Below are 16,278 nucleotides of genomic sequence, written 5' to 3' on the forward strand. Positions count from 1 at the left end.
CAGTCCGCGGACGATGGACGGCCGTGGTCCGTCAGGTGCGTGACTGCGGCGATCCGCCGATCGCGGACCAGCACCCTTACTTCGGCGCCGCTCGCCTCCGTACGTATGGACAGTTTCTCCACGTTCGAGGTGATCCCCGCGGTCGATATACAGGACGGCGAGGTCGTGCAACTCGTCCAGGGCGAGCGCGGCACAGGGAAGCGCTACGGCGACCCCGTCGAGGCGGCCGAACGCTGGATCGACGCGGGCGCCCGGTCGCTGCACCTCGTCGACCTGGACGGTGCCTTCGAGGGCGAACGGGCGAACGCCGAGACCATCGAGACGCTCGTCGACGCCGTCTCCGTCCCCGTCCAGCTCGGCGGCGGTATCCGCACCGCAGCGGAAGCCATCTCACTACTCGACCGCGGTGTCGACCGGGTCATCCTCGGAACGGCTGCCGTCGAGAACCCCGATATCGTCCGCGAGATCAGCGAGACGCACCCCGACTCGGTCGTGGTGAGCCTCGACGCGAAGGACGGCGAAGTCGTCGTCGAAGGCTGGACCGAGGGGACGGGCCTGACTCCGACCGCAGCGGCCGAGCGCTACGCTGAACTGGGTGCCGCCGCGATCCTCTTTACGAACGTCGACGTCGAGGGCCGACTCGACGGCATCGCCGCGGCGCCCGTCCGCGAACTCGTCGCGACGACGGACCTGCCGGTGATCGCCAGCGGTGGCGTCGCGACCCTCGACGACGTCGGGACGCTCCGGGAGGCCGGTGCGGCCGCTGCGGTCGTCGGCAGCGCACTCTACGAGGGGCGGTTCTCGCTCACCGAGGCGTACGAGTACGTAGACGTGTGACCCCGTAGACGAGTGGCGCTGGCTGGTGGCCGAGTGTCGCGTGACGCTCGGGTGGAGCCGAAAGTCGACTACCGAGGCTGGTGACGAAAATTAGGCGTCGACACGACTCGAGCACCGAAGTTGGTGACGGCGCTCTGGCGCCGAATCTGGAGATAGCGCCCGAGAACCGACGAACACCGACGAGTGAGGGGGAACGCCTCCCGAGTGAGGTGTGGGGCCCAGACGAGCGCGGCCTCGTGGTACGAAACCCGCACGTCCCCGGCGTCACCGCTGTTTGTGGCCGTGGCCGACGTACAGGGCGGCGACGTTGAGCGCGAGGAGCCCGACGAACGTGAGCGTCGCGGAGGCGGTCTCGAGCCCGTTGGCCAGCAGGCCGATCTGGGCGAAGGGGAGTCCGATCGCACCCCAGAACGAGAGAGCCTGCAGGGGTGATTTGACGGTGCGAACGATCGGCGACAGCACGGCATCGAGTTCGCGACCGATCCGGACCAGCGTGCCAGGGACGAGGTGGGAGGACTTCGACGGCATTGTGATCAGTGCTCGTGAGAACCACGTGTGCTGTACCGTCATATAGACCGACCAATATTGGGGTGGTTTCGCGAAGCTTCACCGTTTTATCCGTCCGTTACTATATTTTTTAACGCCTTTAGAACCGACGAGACCTTTCAAAACGGATTTTGTGCCACCCTCTGCCGGTCAACCCCGAGTATCGCGCGCTCCACACGCTCTCGCGATCGCGCCCGGCTCGCTCCAGCCGCGTCGTCTCCGGGCGGCCGGGCGAGCGGGCGGGAGGTGGCGCGAACGGAATCGCCTTGTACGAGCGGGCCCGTGTCTCGGGCATGAGCGATCGATCCGCGACGGTCTCGCGGGAGACGGCCGAGACGACGATCGAGTGTTCGTTCGCGATAGACGGCGCGGGCGAGGCCGAGGTCGAGACGGGCATCGGCTTCTTCGACCACATGCTCTCCGCAGTCGCGACCCACGGTCTGTTCGACCTCTCGGTCGTGTGCGATGGTGACCTCCACGTCGACGACCACCACACCGTCGAGGACGTCGGCCTCTGCCTCGGCGCCGCGATAGACGAGGCGCTCGGCGACCGTACGGGAATCGTCCGCTTCGCCGACCGCCGGATTCCACTCGACGAGGCCGTCGCGAGCGTCGTCGTCGACGTCAGCGGCCGCCCGCTCTTTCGCTTCGACGGCGAGTTCTCCCAGGCGTCGGTCGGCGACCTGACGAGCCACATGGCGCGACACTTCTGGCGCTCGGTGGCGACCGAGGCCGGCCTCACGATGCACGCCGAAATCGATGGCGAGAACGCCCACCACGAGATCGAGGCGCTGTTCAAGGCCGCCGCCCGCACGCTCGACGACGCGACACAGATCGACGACCGGCGCGCCGACGCGACGCCGAGTACGAAAGGCGAACTGTAGGGAGCACTCGCGACCGACGAACCGAACCGCACAAATCCTTGCCACGTTACCCGCGTTTCGCGCCGTCGGACCAGGGCGGACGGGTGGGTGTGATACTACTTGACGTATGGGTCCAAAACGGCTGCCGGTGGCCGTCGACGGACTGGTGGGGACGTGGACGACACACCCCGACCGAGTTCACGATAGCGCCCGATCGACGTTCACGATAGTGCTCGACCGGTGTTTACGACGGCGCTCGACGGGCTCTTCCGTCGATACGTGTCACGAGGGGCACCGGAACCGCTTCTGACGCCGGGTGCAAGTGGCGGCGAGGGGGCGACGCCTGCAGAAACCGGCGTCACTTCCCCCAGAAGGGGTCGCGCTTGCGGTGGTTGTCGAGGTACATGTTGAGCGCTTCGCGCTCGTCGCCGGGGATCTCCTCGGCGAGTTCCTGCTCGAGAATCTTGGCGTGTTTCTCGGGGAGTTCGACCCAGAGTTCTTCGTCTTCGTGGATCTGGCGACCGACGGTGGGGCCGTCGATGGCGACGGAGACGCGGGTGCCGGCGCGGGCCTCGTCGACGTCCTCGCCCTGCTCCTGGATGCCCTTGATCTGGCCGACGCGGGTGGTGTCGTTGCCCTCGAAGCGGACGACGTGTTCGTTGTTCTGGAGGGTTCCCGAATTGACCTCGACGCCGACGACGGCGGGGTCGTTCTGGCGGAAGACGTGGTCGGGGAGGATCCGGAAGCGGGCCGGGCGGGTGATGTTCTCGAGGACGGTGTCCTGCTGGGCGCGTTCGAGTTCCTCGACGAAGTCCTCGTAGCCCTCGACGAGCTGGTAGATGACGTCGTCGGTGAAGACGCGGACGTCGTCGATCTCGGCGCGTTCTTCGGCGTCGTCGAGGACGTCGACGTTGAACCCGAGGATGACCCGCTGTTTGTGCTCGTCGGCGGTGGAGGCGACGGAGACGTCGCGCGGGGCGACGTCGCCGACTTCGGCGCGGACGATGGGAATCTCGGCCTCGCCGAGTGCGTCGGCCATGGCTTCTAAGCTGCCGAGCGTGTCGGCCTTGACGACGACACCCTGTTCGTCGGTGTCGACGGCGATCTCGGCGAGTTCGGCTTCGACTTCCTCGATCACGTCGTCGAGGGCGCGATCGCGGACGACGCGGACAGGGGCGCCGGCCATGGCGTCGTCGAGGTCGGGTGCGGCGACCTTGATCCCGGCGGCGGCGTCGACCTGTTCGACCTGTTCGAAGCGGCTCTCGGTCCGGATCTCGGCCAGGGGCCGGGGCTGGAGGAGGGCGCGGACGTCGGTGACGATTGGTTCGGTCGTGCCCCCGACGACGATCGTGTCGTCGGTGCGGATCGTCCCGTCGTAGAGGACGATATCGACCGTCGTCCCGAACCCCTTCTCTTCTTTGACCTCGAGGACGGTGCCGACGCCGGGGCCGGCGACGTCGATCTCCATCTCCTCTTTCATGTAGCGCTGGGAGAGGCCCATCATCACCGTCAGGAGGTCGGGGACGCCCTCGCCGGTCATCGCGGAGACGGGGACGACGCCGATGTTGCGCTGGAAGTGCTGGACTCGCCAGTAGAGGTCGGCGGAGAAGCCCTCGTCGGAGAGCTCGCCGATGATCTCGTAGAGGCGTTCGTCGAGGTCGCCCCGGACGCGGTCTGACTGTTCGTCGTAGGTTGGCTTGATCGGAGCGTCGTCGGTCGGGTTCCAGCCGGGGACGGTGTCGATCTTGTTCGCGGCGACGATGAACGGAGTCTGGGAGCGCTGGAGGATGTCGAGCGCCTCGATCGTCTGGGGCTGGAAGCCGTCGTTGACGTCGACGACGAGGATCGCGATGTCGGCGAGGTTGCCCCCGCGCGAGCGCAGGGTGGTGAACGAGTGGTGGCCGGGCGTGTCGATGAAGAGGAGGCCGGGGAGGTCGAAGTCGTCCGGATCGACGAGGTCGCCCGCGATGGCGGAGATGACGTCTAGCGGGACGGCCGTCGCCCCGATGTGCTGGGTGATAGCGCCCGCCTCTCCCTCGATGACGGCCGAGCCACGGATCTGATCGAGCAGGCTCGTCTTGCCGTGATCGACGTGGCCGAGCACGGCGACGATCGGTGTCCGGAGCGAGGCGTTTTCGGGGGAGTCAGTGTCTGAATCCGACATGCAAACCACCAGAGAAGGCTCTTGGTCGAGAGTCCCCGGGCCGACAGTTAAACCCATCGTCACGGCCCGGCTTCGACCGTCGCGGGAGGGCCTCGACGCCGTCTCGCGGCGTGTGCTCCGGACCCGACGCACTCGCCGGGTCTGGTAGCACGCTCGGTCGAGGATCCGGGGTGGGAGCGGGTGCGCTCTCGCGTCGCCGTCGTCAGACGCTCGTCTTTCAGAACCCGAATGTTAATAGCCGACGGGCGCAACGTTGTCGCCATGAGCGACATACTCGCCGAAAACCTCTCGGGCAAGTCCGTCATGGGCGCGGACGGGACCGAACTCGGGTTGCTCTACAACATCACGATGGACATCTCCTCGGGCGAACTCCACGACCTGATCGTCGAACCGGACGAGGAACTGCCGGGTCGCGTCGTCGACTTCGACCGGAACGAGGACGGTCGCTTCCGGATCCCGGTCTCCCGGGTACAGGCCGTGAAAGATTACATCGTCGTCGAACGCTAATTTCTTTGCACTCGATCTAGCCCAATGTACGTTCTCGACTCGTCGGCGTTCATCCACGACTTTCACACCACCGAACAGACCGCGACGATCCCGCTCGTCCGCGAGGAACTCGAAGACGAGAGCGCCTACCGCTACGACGCCATGGAGGGCTCCGGGATGCACATCCACATTCCCGACGAAGACACCATCGAGACGGTCCGCCGGGCGGCGCGCGAGTCCGGCGACCTGGACGTGCTCTCCGACACCGACGTTCGCCTCGTCGCAGCCACGTTCGAACTCGACGGTACGCTCGTCACCGACGATTACGCGATGCAGAACGTCGCCGAGAAGCTCTCGATGACCGTCGAGTTCATCGCTCGCGACGGGATCGACGAGCAACGCGACTGGCACTTTCAGTGTCGCGGTTGCGGGCGCGAGTTCGACGAGCAGAAAGACCGCTGTCCGATCTGCGGCAGCGAACTGACGCGGAAGAATCCGTCCTGAACTCCCCCGATTCGTCCTCTCGTAGCCATCCTTCTAGCGGTGAAAACGAATCACGCCCGCGACGACGTGGGGTCACACAATCACCTGGATGGCGAGGAGCACGGCCGGAACGGCGAGCATGATGAGCGCACTGATGACCGATCGATCTCGTCGAGAGCCCGCCGCGGCGTAGAACCCGGCGAAGACAATCGCCAGTCCGAGAAACCGCAACAGTACCATCAGGCGAGCCTGCGCAGTACCGGACAGGAGTGACGCTGAAATCGAGACCGTTCCCATAGTCTCGAAGGTGAGATACCAGCCGTAATTCGCAATTCTCTGGGCGAAGATCCCCCAAACGGTAACGAGAACGAGTTCTGGGATTGAAGCTACCGGGTACGTGTAACTGTATGCGAGTACCCCGATCACAACGGGAACTACCGAAACGCGTCCCAGTTCGGTTGTGATGCCTGTCGACGGCATGAGGAAGAACGCTCGGGCAGCCAGCCAGAGCACGGCGATGGCGCTCAACAACCCAGCAACTGATATCCTGTCCCATGTAGCGAACGATGAACGCGTCACTGGCAGTGCGGGCATACTATACGATCACCTAATGGTGATAAGCATCTTTTGGATTATCAAATCTATATAAATAATATAGTATGCGTATATGTGGGAATTCTGTGCCTATAACTAACGATCTGCTCTCAACCGGCCATCGAGAGGTACTGCGAGTAGTACGTGTACGCGTTGTAGAGCCCGTGGACCAGCGCGGGAACCAGGAGGTTTCCGGTGCGAGCGTACAGCGTTCCGAGGGCGAGCGAGAGCACGAAGACGATCCCGAGGCTCACGAGCAACCCGCCGACTGGGCCGCCGCCGTAGGCGAACAGGTGTGCGCTTGCGAATATCACACTGGCGACCACGATCGCACCGGGGGTGGAGAAGTAGCCCGTGAGCCCCTTCTGGATCACGTTCCGGTAGAGCAACTCCTCGAACGGGCCGATGACGAGTATCGACGCGACGGCGAGCACGAGCAGGAGTTCCGGCGCGCTCCGGGCCCGCTCGAAGCTGCTGTGGCCGGCGCTCTCGGTCCCGGTCGTGCCGAGGATGACGCCGATCACGATCGCGATGCCGCCGAGCGCGACGACGCCGCCGACGACGTAGCCGAGATCCCGCAGCGACGGGACACGGACGTCGACGTACGAGCGGCCGCGATCGGTCAGGGCGAGGTACGCGCCCGCGACCGTTCCGGTTCCGAGGACGGTCGCTACCTGGGTCAGCACCGACCGACTCGTGGCCGGTTGGTCCGTGATCACCACGCCGGCGATGAGGACGAGTCCGATCGCGAGCAGGTTCGCCCACGCGATGATCGAGACGTAGCCGACGGCACCGACCAGCCAGAACCCGGCGGCGGCACCGCCTCGACGGCGGAGCTGCCGCCCCGAGAGCCCCGCGTACATCGCGCCCGCGGCGGCGATCGAGAGTGCCGCGCCGACGAGCGAGACGAGCAAGGCCGGGGTGCCAGCGACGGGTGGAACGCCAAACGGCGTCGTGTACCCGTGGGTGAGTCCGTACACCGAGAGGACGGCGACGGCGGCGCTCGCGACGCCGACGATCGACCCGAGCACCGATCGCGAGAGGTGGCCGTGGCGGCCGACGAAGACGGTGCCGAGCGCGAGGGCGGCGATTCCCCCGACGACGAGCGTGAACGGGTCGGTCGTCCCGGACCGAAGCACCCTGGCGGCGCCCAGCAGGGTGAGCGTCGTCGTGAAGAGCGCGAGGAGGACGGACGCGTCGCCGGTGGCCTCGGCCAGCGCCGCGGCCGCGCCGGGGTCGTCGGTGTCCTGGCTCGCGTCGTCGGCGGCTCGATCGGCAGCGTCCGCGGCTGCGTCGCGTCCGCCGGGGCCGGCGCTCCCGTCGGCGGCCGTCGAATCGGCGTCTTCCGCGACCCGGTCGGCGTCGGGTTCCGTGTCCTCGGCGTTCGGCGTCCACCCGTCGCCGCCGTCCGGTTCGACCGTGTCGGTTTCGTCGGTCGAGTCGCTCCCGCCGGTCATTGGTGGGGTTTGGGCGACGACGGTAATGGGCCTGTGGATTTCAGGCCGGAGCGGAATCAGTCGCGCCGCCTGGGCTATCGCTCGACACGAAGCGCCGACTTCTCGGCCACCGCCTGCGCCTCCTCGAAGTCGCCGCCTCCGAGGAGGCCACGGGTCGCCTTCTTGGCCCACTCGACGGCGGGCTGGTCGAAGGTGTTCACGCCGGCGAGTTCGCCGGCCATCACGCAGGCGGCCTCCAGGCCGTAGAGCAGGCCGCCGAGTTCGAACGCGTCGACGCGCTCGATCTCGATGCGAACCGTCGGGCGGCCGGCTGCGGCGAGGCTCGCCTCGGTCGCGCGGAACTCGGCGTCGAGCAGGTCCGCGAGCGAGCCGTCGCCGAGGTAGGCGAGGTCGTCGACGTCGGTCGGCGGGATCGACTGGCTCGCCCGCTCTCGCGGCGTGACGAACGTCACCTGCGTGTTCCGTGGCCCCGCCCGGTAGAGCTGGAGCTGTGAGTGCTGGTCGGTCGCGCCGAGCGCGCGAACGGGCGTCTGGCCCAGTCCATCCTTGCCGAGGCTCTCGGCCCAGAGCTGGGCGAACCACTCGGCAGTCGTCTCCAGGGACTCGGCGTAGGGCATGAACGCGTTGACCTGCGCGCCGCGTGCGGCGAGGGCGTGACAGGTCGCGCCGTAGGCGTAGGCGGGACACTCGTAGAGCGAACCCGTGAGCGTCTCGGCTTCGGCGGCGGCGCCGTCGAGGAGGGCCTCGAGGTCGAGGTCGGCCGCCGCGGCAGCGACGAGCCCGACCGCCGAGAGCGCCGAATAGCGACCGGGAACGCCGTCGGGGACGTCGAGTGCGGGCAGGTCGTGTGCGTCTGCGAGGTCGCGAAGCGGGCCGGACTCGCCCGTCGTGACGATGGTCCGCTCGGTCCAGTCGACGCCCGCCGACTCGAACGCGTCGCGGACGACGAGGAAGTTCGCCAGCGTCTCCGCGGTCGTTCCGGAGCGGGAGACGACGTTGATCGCCGTCCGTTCCAGGGGTAGCGCGTCGAGGGCCTCTCGAACCCAGGTCGGGTCGACGTTGTCGAGGAAGACCGTCTCCAGGTCTGCATCGAGCGCGTCGACGATCGTCGCCGCGCCCAGCGCGCTTCCCCCGATGCCGACGGTGATCAGCGCCTCGATATCCCCGCCGTCGGGGCCGGTGATCGGCTCGACGGCCGCCCGGATCTCGTCCGGGTTCGTTCGGTCTGGCAGGTTCAACGCCGCGTAGCCGTGTTCGTCGTCCCCCCGCCCGACCGCGATTCGTTCGTGCGCCGTGGCCACTCGCTCGTCGAGCCGGTCGAGTGCATCCCGGGAGACGCCCGGGGAGGCGACCGACGCGAGCGCGTTACCGATGTCGACGTCCATGCTCGAACCCCCGGGAGCCGACGTCAAAGGCGTTCCGTCACGTCACGAGTCGAAACTGCGAAAGGCGTCGAGCCCCTCGTGTCGCCGATGACCGACCCGACGGAATCGGAGCCAGTGGCGGGTACGTTCGTCGTCACCCACGCCGACGAAGACAGTGCCGTCCTTCGGGACGTCGAGACGGCGCGGGTGCACACGCTGTCGGCGAACCCCGACCTGGAGGCGCACGAGGTAATCGAGGCGACCGTCGCGCCGGAGCCGCCGCTCTCGGTCACCTGGACGATCGACGAACTCGACGCACGCAGGACGGTCGACGTACTCGACAGTGACCTCTCGCCGACGACGCACGAGCGGGAGATCGCCGCCGACCAGGCCGTCGGCGACCTGGAGCGGGTCGAACGGGCCGGGACGGGCGAACTCCACGTCCTCTCCGTCCCGCCGGACGAGACCGAGAACGCGGCCGCCGACGTGCTCGACGACCTCGAGACGGTCGCCCGGGCCGCACGACTCGACGCGGTCAGGGTCGAAGTCCGCCGTGATTCGGACGAGGGTGTTCTAAGCGTGCGGTACCTGCCCGACTGACCGACCCGCCGGCGGTCGAACTGGTTCAGTCCGACCGGTCTGTGGCCGTTCCGGAGTGCGCCGGCCCGCCGGCGCTCTGGACGGTCCAGCTCCCCTGGATATCGCAGGCCTCGCGGACCGTGTACTCGATCTCGGTGTCCGCGTCGATGCGGGAACCGCCGTCGACGTCTTCGACCCGAAGCGGGACGTCGAGACTGCTCCCGCAGCAGCCCACGCCGACGAACTCCTCCCAGGCGTCGCCCTCCCTGGCGACGTCACGCGTCTTCCGCAGGAACGCGCGGAACGACGGCTTCTCCACCTGAAACCGGCCCCACGACGAGAGGTCGGCGGGGTAGGAGACGACGACCCGGTCAGCGCGGGCGCGCGTATCACCCACACCATCGAGCGAGTCGTCGGTCACGCTGTCCCCATCGTCGAGCGAGTCGTCGCTCGGGATCGATCGACTGGTGTGCTGGCTCATACGGTCCGTAGGGGGTCGACGGGCAAAACCGTGCCGCCGAATCGGGCACTACCGTCCTCTCTGATCGATGCAAAACCGTACCCTTCCCGACCACCGCGACGGTGGCGTCGACGCCGTCCTCGACGGGCCGAACGCGGGTGCGCCGCGGACCCGACTCCGATTGAGAAGGTTTACGTTGCGGCCATTGGTAGCCGGAAGCATCTATGGTCTCACTCGAGGTGCCGGAGCTGGCGTACGAGGCGTACACGAACCGCCAGCTCGTCGCCGTTCCCCTCGCGATCCTCGCCGTCGCGGTGGCGGTCCTGGGGATCACGTTCGCGCTGACGGGAACGCCGCTCGCACTCGGCATCGAGTTCACGGGCGGTGCGGAACTGACGATCGCGACCACGGCCGATCAGGACGAGGTCGTCAACGCGTTCGACCAGGAACCGACGTCGGTCCAGCCGGTACAGGACGAAGGTCAGTACATCGTCCAGTTCGCCGGCGGCGAACTGGACGGGTTCGCTGACGGTGATAAGTCGGCGGTGCTTCAGTCGCTCGTCGACCAGGCGGAAGATTCCTCGCTCGAACCGTCGGACACCGCCGAGACGACCGCGGACGGTGAGACGACGATCGTGATCGGCGACTCGGTAACGTCGCCGTCGTTCGGGGCACAGATCCAGCAGACGGCGCTCCTCGGCCTGTTCGCCGCTTTCCTGGGGATGAGCGCCATCACGTTCGGGCTATTCCGGACGTTCGTCCCGTCGCTGGCCGTGGTCGCATCGGCGTTCTCGGACCTCGTCATCCCGCTCGCGTTCATGAGTCTCTTCGGCATCGACCTCACCCTCGGGACCGTCGCCGCGCTCTTGATGATCATCGGCTACTCCGTCGACTCGGACATCCTGCTCAACAACCACGTCATCCGTCGGAGCGGCTCGTTCTACGAGAGCGTCCACCGCTCGATGCGGACGGGGATCACGATGACGCTGACCTCGACGGTCGCGATGCTCGTCATGGCCGCCGCCGCGTGGTTCTTCGGCATCACGATCATGCGAGACATCGGATTGATCCTCGCCGTCGGGCTCACGGCCGACATCATGAACACGTACTTGCTCAACGTGAGCTTGCTCCGCTGGTACAAGTTCGAGGGGGTAGGCCGATGAGCGCCCGCGAGTTCGTCGCCAACTGGTGGCGCCTGGCAGTCCTCGTCCTCCTGGTGACCGTCGCGGTCTACGCGCTGTTCGTCCCGGGGGGGATGTTCGGCTCGACCGACGCCGTTCCCGGTAGCGACAACGCGAGTGCAAACGCGACCGAGGACGAGTCGTTCCACAACCTCGTCTTCGGCCTCCAGCTTGACGGCGGCGCCCGCATCAGCGCACCGATCGTCGGAATGACCGTCGAAGACGTCACACTGGACCACGGCGGGACGCCGGATCAGGCGGGTACCGATCTCGAAACGTCCGTCCGAGAGTCACTCCGGACCGAGTACGAGACCGTCGAGGCGGCGGACGTCGAGGTGCGTTACGACCAGGAGGACGACGACTACTCCGTCGAGGTGTTCGACGCCAACGTCTCGCAGGCGTCGTTCGCCGAGGCACTCTCGGCGCAGGGCCACGACGTCTCCGAGGACGACGTCGAGGACGGGGTGACGCCGGCGACGCGCGAGCGGATGGTCGAGGTCATCCAGAACAAACTCAACGAAGCCGGCCTCTCTGGCGGACAGGCGTACACGACCCAGACCGGCGGTGGGTACTACATCGTCGCCGAGGCGCCCGGCTACGGCTCGGAGGAGCTCCGGGCACTGCTCGAAGAGCGCGGCACCGTCGAGGTCCGCGCGTACGTCCCCGACGGCAACGGGAGCCAGCGAAACATCACGGTGCTCCAGCAGGAGGACTTCGACACGATCTCCGGGGCGCAGTGGGACAACCAGAACGGCCACCACGTCGACGTCAGCGTCCACGCCGACGGGACCGCCGAGGAGTACGAATCCCGGATGAACGACATCGGCTTCACGACCGAGGGTGCCGGGCAGAAGTGTTCCGTTCCGCGTACCGCGGACGGCTCCTACGACTTCTCCGCAGCCCAGGGTGAGCAGTGGTGCCTGCTCACCGTCTCCGATCAGGAGGTCGTGAGCGCGCTGAGCCTCAACCCGAACCTCGCTCAGTCGATGGAGAACGAACAGTGGCACACCGATCCGCAGTACGTGATGGTGATCGGCGGCGAGGAGGACGACCAGGAGGCCTACCAGCAGACGCGCGAGATCTCGATCAACCTGCGGGCCGGCGCCCTGCCCGCGCCGCTTGACTTCGGAGAGGCACAGATCATGTCCGTCGCGCCGACGCTGGCGGATCAGTTCAAGAGCAACTCGCTGCTCGTCGGCATCCTGGCGGTGTTCGCCGTCAGCGGGATGGTCTACCTCCGCTATCGCAACCCGATCGTCGCCCTCCCGATGATCGTGACGGCGCTCTCGGAGGTCGTGATCCTCCTCGGCGTGGCCGCCGCGGCGGAGATGGCGCTCACGCTCGCACACGTCGCCGGATTCATCGCCGTCGTCGGGACGGGGGTGGACGACCTCGTCATCATCGCAGACGAGGTGATGGACCAGGGCCGCGTCAGCCAGGGCCGGGTCTTCGACTCGCGCTTCCGCAAGGCGTTCTGGACCATCGCCGCCGCCGCGGCGACGACGATCATCGCCATGAGCCCGCTGGCCGTGATGCCCCTGAGCGACATCAAGGGGTTCGCCATCATCACCATCCTCGGCGTGCTCGTCGGCGTCTTCGTCACGCGCCCGGCCTACGGGAACATATTGCGGAAGCTCCTGACGAGCGAGGAGTGACGAACCGCCGCTGGCCGGACGTCGGGTGACGTCGGCCCCCCTCCGGATTATCGCTTCGTCTCACAGCACCCGGAGACGGTCGCCCTCGTCCGCAGTCTCTCCGGCCGTCCGCCGTCGAGACGTGATTCGACGTGTCCAGATCCCGTCGACTGGCCCGTCATTTTTGTACACGGCTGGTCTCCGTTGGCGTAATGGGACGCAACTCGCTGAAGCCGCCGGACCGCGATCCACACACGGGGATCGACCACCCGATCCCGTCGGGAAACGCTCGTCGCTGGGCAGCAATCCTGTTGCTGGTCCTCTTCGCTCTCACGACTATCGGGGGCCTCCTCTTCGCGTTTCTGTAGGCCCTCCGATACCACATCGACCAGGGTGGCGCTCACCGAACGCCGTCTCGAAGTCGTTCGGCGACGCGTGCGCCGGTCGCGTGGTCGCGTCGCGTTCGCTCGAAGACGGCGCGGGCGCTCCTCGCCGCCTCCGCGTCGACGGCGAAGTCGACGTCGGGATAGGTCACGTCCGCGAGAACGAGTGGGTCCGGCGGCGCCGGCGGGATCCCCTCGTGTCCCGGAACCGGCTCCGGGTCCAGCACCCGATCGATCGTCTCGACCGATGCCTCGCCCGTCCCAACCCGGTGGACCAGGGTGACGAGCCGGCGGACGAGCTGGCGGGCGAAGCCGCCCGCCCGGACGGTGAGGACGACGAACTCGCCGTCGCGCTCGGCCGCGAGCGAGAGCGTGCGCTCTGTCCCCTCGTCGTCCGGCGTGAGGTTGTGGTAGTCGTGGGTGCCGGAGAGCGCGTCCGTCGCCTCGCGGAGGCGATCGTCGTCGACCCGCCGTTCGTCGACGTCGGTTGGGGCGACGGTTTCGGCGATGGTGGTCGGTCCGCTCCGACCCGTCGACGAGTCGGACTTCTCTTCGCCCTCGGCTTCGGCCGGCGCGTACAGGTGGTAGGTGTAGGTTCGCGCCGTCGCGTCGTGGGTCGCGTGGAACGAGTTGGCGACGTCGGCGCTGGCCCACGCCCGAACGTCGGCGGGGAGTTCGGCGTTGAGCGCGCGCGGGGTGAGCCACTCGGGGGCGCAGAACGCGACGGTCTGGGCGAGCGCGGAGACGCCGGCGTCGGTGCGCCCCGCGGCGGCGTAGCCCAGGGGGCGGTCCGGGACGGGTTCGTCGAGCGAGTCGCCACCGGCCGCGGCCGACGCTCCCGCGGGCCGGTAGGCGTCGAGCGACCGGAGGGCGTCGAAGAGGGCGTCCTCGACGGTATCGACGTCGGGCTGGCGCTGGAAGCCGCGGTAGTCGCGACCGTCGTAGGCGAGCCGATAGGCGCGCATCACGGGCCGGTTCCGTCGGGAACGGGTTAGCTCCGTCGGGTCTGGACGTCCCGTCGGCTCCGCGGTAGGGAGAGCCTATACCACCTGCGTACGCCGGGGCCGCGACCTTCCCCGATACCGCCGCAGGTAGAGGTACCATGACGACGCACGGCGATTCGGCGGACGACGGGAAGCGCCATGGCGACCAGCGGTCGGGCCTGCGAGAAACCGAGCGGCCGAACGTCTGTCTGGTCGTGCTCGACACCGCGCGCGCGGTCGACGTCGACGCGGAGACGATGCCGACGCTTTCCGACATCGGCGGGGAGGGGACGCGATTCGAGCGCGCCTATTCGACGGCTCCGTGGACGGTTCCCTCGCACGCCTCGCTGTTTACGGGGACGTACACGAGCGAACACGGGACCCACGGCGGACATCAGGTGCTCGACGACGGGCTGCGGACGCTCCCGGAGGCCTTCGCGGACGCGGGGTACGAGACGGTCGGCGTCTCGAACAACACCTGGATCACCGAGGAGTTCGGCTTCGATCGCGGATTCGACGAGCTCCGCCGCGGGTGGCAGTTCCACCAGTCGGACACCGACATGGGGGCCGTCGTCCGCGGGGAGTGCCTCTCCGAGAAGGTGACTGCCGCCCGCGAACGCCTCTTTTCCGGCAACCCGCTGGTGAACCTCGCGAACGTCGTCTACAGCGAGTTCGTCCAGCCAGCGGGCGACGACGGCGCGGCTCGAAGCATCGACTGGATCGACTCGTGGCTCCGCCGGCGGTCGACCGACGACCCGTTCTTCTGTTTCTGTAATATAATCGAGCCGCACGTCGTCTACGATCCGCCCCGGTCGAACGCCGAGGCGTTCCTCCCGCCGGACGTCTCGCACGAGGCCGCCCGCGATATCCGCCAGGATCCGCGGGCGTTCGACTGCGAGGACTACAGACTCGACGACGGGGACTTTGCGGCCCTCAGAGGGCTGTATCGCGGCTCGCTCGCCTACGCCGACGCCCAGCTGTCGCGCCTTCGTGCCTCGCTCGAAGCGGCCGGCGAGTGGGAGAACACCATCCTCGTGATCTGCGGCGATCACGGCGAGCACGTCGGCGAGCACGACTTCTTCGGCCACCAGTACAATCTGTACGACACCCTCCTGCACGTGCCGCTGGTGATCAACGGCGGCCCGTTCGCGAACGGTGAGACGCGGACCGACTTCGTTCAGCTCCTGGACCTCCCCGAGACGCTGCTGGACGCGACCGGGGTCTCTGACTCCCGCCTCCGGGCACAGGGGGCCGGCCGATCGCTCCACCCTGGCGCCGACGAGCCGCAGCGAGAGGCCGTCTTCGCCGAGTACGTCGCGCCCCAGCCGTCGATCGAGCGCCTCGAAGCGCGCTTCGGCGCGGTCCCCGATCGCGTCCGCGCGTTCGACCGCCGGCTCCGGGCGATTCGGACGGCCGAGTACAAGTACGTCGAGGGGTCGGACGGCTTCCGTCGGCTCCACCACCTGCCGACGGATCCCGGCGAGCGTGTGGACGTCGCCGATCGTCGTCCGTCGGTGGTCGCCGACCTCTCGGGCCGGCTGGACGAGCGATTACCGGGATTCGATCGACCGGTCCGCACGGACGCCGTCGAAATGAGTGACGGGACGAAACGCCGGCTGGCCGACCTGGGGTATCGCTGAACCGATCACCACCTGCGTCGGTGTCGACGACGCGTTCAGTTCGGTGTCGCCGCTGTCTAGTCGGTAGTAGGTTCGCAGAAGGCGCGCCGTGGAGACGAAACTCGTGGATTACCGCGCCACGCCGTAATCGACGTGGACGGTGGGGGTGCTCGACGATTCCGGTGCGGAGACGCCGTTCCAGTCGACGAGGTTGACGGTCGCCAGCTCGCCGGAGAAGCGCAGACGTGTGACACCGACCTCGATCGTTCCCTCGGCTGCGGATCCGCAGACGACGGTGCCGTCGGCGACGGGATCGTCCGCCACGGCCTCGATCTCGCCGTCGACGGTGACCTCGAAGGACGAGGGGACGCCGCGGCCGACGATCGTCACGAGATTTGGAAGCGGTTCGTCTGCGGTCGACTGTCGACCGGTCCGTACCGGTGTGTCGCGTGCCATATCGGGAAACGCGGGGGACCCACCATAAGTCTTCTAGTCGAGACCGACGAACGTACACAAAAACGAGAATATGTGTACATTATACAAATATTTTCGCGAAACTCTCTGCTTCTGTACAATTTATCGTCGGCCCCCTCGCTCGTGTCGGTCCCGGTGAGCCGTCCGAACCCCCTGTCTGTCGACTGGCTG

17 protein-coding genes are annotated in these 16,278 nt (G+C 67.4%); 9 read left to right on the top strand and 8 right to left on the bottom strand.

Going from position 1 to position 16,278, the window contains the following annotated elements; all coding sequences use genetic code 11:
• The first annotated feature begins 105 nt into the window (after positions 1 to 105).
• Positions 106 to 837, top strand: a complete 732-nt coding sequence (gene hisA, locus NO366_RS05330) for a 1-(5-phosphoribosyl)-5-[(5-phosphoribosylamino)methylideneamino]imidazole-4-carboxamide isomerase (RefSeq protein ID WP_256533295.1) — start codon at positions 106 to 108, stop codon at positions 835 to 837.
• A 264-nt stretch (positions 838 to 1,101) separates the two neighbouring features.
• Here the strand turns inward: hisA and NO366_RS05335 are convergent, their stop codons facing one another.
• Positions 1,102 to 1,365: a DUF8028 family protein gene (locus tag NO366_RS05335; RefSeq protein ID WP_256533296.1), complete on the bottom strand. Its 264-nt coding sequence runs from the start codon at positions 1,363 to 1,365 to the stop codon at positions 1,102 to 1,104.
• Positions 1,366 to 1,676: 311 nt separating this feature from the next.
• Here NO366_RS05335 and hisB point away from each other — a divergent pair, with 311 nt between their 5' ends.
• Entirely contained in the window at positions 1,677 to 2,267 is a 591-nt protein-coding gene (gene hisB, locus NO366_RS05340) for an imidazoleglycerol-phosphate dehydratase HisB (protein ID WP_256533297.1), read from the top strand.
• Between the two features lie 337 nt (positions 2,268 to 2,604).
• Here the strand turns inward: hisB and infB are convergent, their stop codons facing one another.
• Complete coding sequence (gene infB, locus NO366_RS05345; RefSeq protein ID WP_256533298.1) at positions 2,605 to 4,410, bottom strand: translation initiation factor IF-2; 1,806 nt, start codon at positions 4,408 to 4,410, stop codon at positions 2,605 to 2,607.
• Between the two features lie 261 nt (positions 4,411 to 4,671).
• Here infB and NO366_RS05350 point away from each other — a divergent pair, with 261 nt between their 5' ends.
• Together NO366_RS05350 and NO366_RS05355 are read left to right on the top strand one after the other, a co-directional pair.
• The gene (locus tag NO366_RS05350) at positions 4,672 to 4,917 is read left to right on the top strand and encodes a PRC-barrel domain-containing protein (RefSeq protein WP_256533299.1); all 246 of its coding nucleotides are present in this window, start codon (positions 4,672 to 4,674) and stop codon (positions 4,915 to 4,917) included.
• A gap of 24 nt (positions 4,918 to 4,941) precedes the next feature.
• Positions 4,942 to 5,400, top strand: coding sequence for an NOB1 family endonuclease (locus tag NO366_RS05355; protein WP_256533300.1), 459 nt, complete (start codon positions 4,942 to 4,944; stop codon positions 5,398 to 5,400).
• A gap of 72 nt (positions 5,401 to 5,472) precedes the next feature.
• Here the strand turns inward: NO366_RS05355 and NO366_RS05360 are convergent, their stop codons facing one another.
• The 3 genes from NO366_RS05360 to NO366_RS05370 all read right to left on the bottom strand — a co-directional run bounded on the left by NO366_RS05360 (position 5,473) and on the right by NO366_RS05370 (position 8,815).
• On the bottom strand, positions 5,473 to 5,973 hold the full coding sequence (locus tag NO366_RS05360; protein WP_256533301.1) for a hypothetical protein: 501 nt from the start codon (positions 5,971 to 5,973) through the stop codon (positions 5,473 to 5,475).
• Positions 5,974 to 6,083: 110 nt separating this feature from the next.
• A complete protein-coding gene (locus NO366_RS05365) occupies positions 6,084 to 7,430 on the bottom strand; it encodes a CPBP family intramembrane glutamic endopeptidase (RefSeq protein ID WP_256533302.1) in 1,347 nt (448 codons plus the stop codon).
• Between the two features lie 74 nt (positions 7,431 to 7,504).
• Positions 7,505 to 8,815, bottom strand: coding sequence for a glucose-6-phosphate isomerase (locus NO366_RS05370; RefSeq protein WP_256533303.1), 1,311 nt, complete (start codon positions 8,813 to 8,815; stop codon positions 7,505 to 7,507).
• 87 nt (positions 8,816 to 8,902) lie between these two features.
• On the opposite strand from NO366_RS05370, the gene NO366_RS05375 reads away from it, so the two are divergent.
• Positions 8,903 to 9,394 carry a DUF5812 family protein gene (locus tag NO366_RS05375; RefSeq protein ID WP_256533304.1) on the top strand — a complete coding sequence of 164 codons (492 nt, stop codon included), beginning with the start codon at positions 8,903 to 8,905 and terminating at the stop codon, positions 9,392 to 9,394.
• 25 nt (positions 9,395 to 9,419) lie between these two features.
• On the opposite strand, the gene NO366_RS05380 is transcribed toward NO366_RS05375, so the two are convergent.
• Entirely contained in the window at positions 9,420 to 9,854 is a 435-nt protein-coding gene (locus NO366_RS05380; protein ID WP_256533305.1) for a DUF7968 family protein, read from the bottom strand.
• 203 nt (positions 9,855 to 10,057) lie between these two features.
• Between NO366_RS05380 and NO366_RS05385 the strand changes: the two genes are divergently transcribed.
• The 3 genes from NO366_RS05385 to NO366_RS05395 all read left to right on the top strand — a co-directional run bounded on the left by NO366_RS05385 (position 10,058) and on the right by NO366_RS05395 (position 13,016).
• The gene (locus tag NO366_RS05385) at positions 10,058 to 10,996 is read left to right on the top strand and encodes a protein translocase subunit SecF (RefSeq protein ID WP_256533306.1); all 939 of its coding nucleotides are present in this window, start codon (positions 10,058 to 10,060) and stop codon (positions 10,994 to 10,996) included.
• Positions 10,993 to 12,669, top strand: coding sequence for an MMPL family transporter (locus NO366_RS05390; RefSeq protein ID WP_256533307.1), 1,677 nt, complete (start codon positions 10,993 to 10,995; stop codon positions 12,667 to 12,669). Before NO366_RS05385 ends, NO366_RS05390 begins: the two co-directional genes overlap by 4 nt.
• 191 nt (positions 12,670 to 12,860) lie before the next feature.
• A complete protein-coding gene (locus NO366_RS05395; protein ID WP_256533308.1) occupies positions 12,861 to 13,016 on the top strand; it encodes a hypothetical protein in 156 nt (51 codons plus the stop codon).
• A gap of 32 nt (positions 13,017 to 13,048) precedes the next feature.
• Here the strand turns inward: NO366_RS05395 and truA are convergent, their stop codons facing one another.
• A complete protein-coding gene (gene truA / locus NO366_RS05400) occupies positions 13,049 to 13,996 on the bottom strand; it encodes a tRNA pseudouridine(38-40) synthase TruA (protein WP_256533309.1) in 948 nt (315 codons plus the stop codon).
• Between the two features lie 137 nt (positions 13,997 to 14,133).
• Here truA and NO366_RS05405 point away from each other — a divergent pair, with 137 nt between their 5' ends.
• Positions 14,134 to 15,654, top strand: coding sequence for a sulfatase family protein (locus NO366_RS05405; protein WP_256533310.1), 1,521 nt, complete (start codon positions 14,134 to 14,136; stop codon positions 15,652 to 15,654).
• 108 nt (positions 15,655 to 15,762) lie between these two features.
• Here NO366_RS05405 and NO366_RS05410 read toward each other — a convergent pair whose 3' ends face one another.
• Positions 15,763 to 16,089 carry a hypothetical protein gene (locus NO366_RS05410; RefSeq protein WP_256533311.1) on the bottom strand — a complete coding sequence of 109 codons (327 nt, stop codon included), beginning with the start codon at positions 16,087 to 16,089 and terminating at the stop codon, positions 15,763 to 15,765.
• Positions 16,090 to 16,278 lie beyond the last annotated feature (189 nt).

It is taken from the genome of Halovivax cerinus, from assembly GCF_024498195.1.
Lineage (GTDB): Archaea > Halobacteriota > Halobacteria > Halobacteriales > Natrialbaceae > Halovivax > Halovivax cerinus.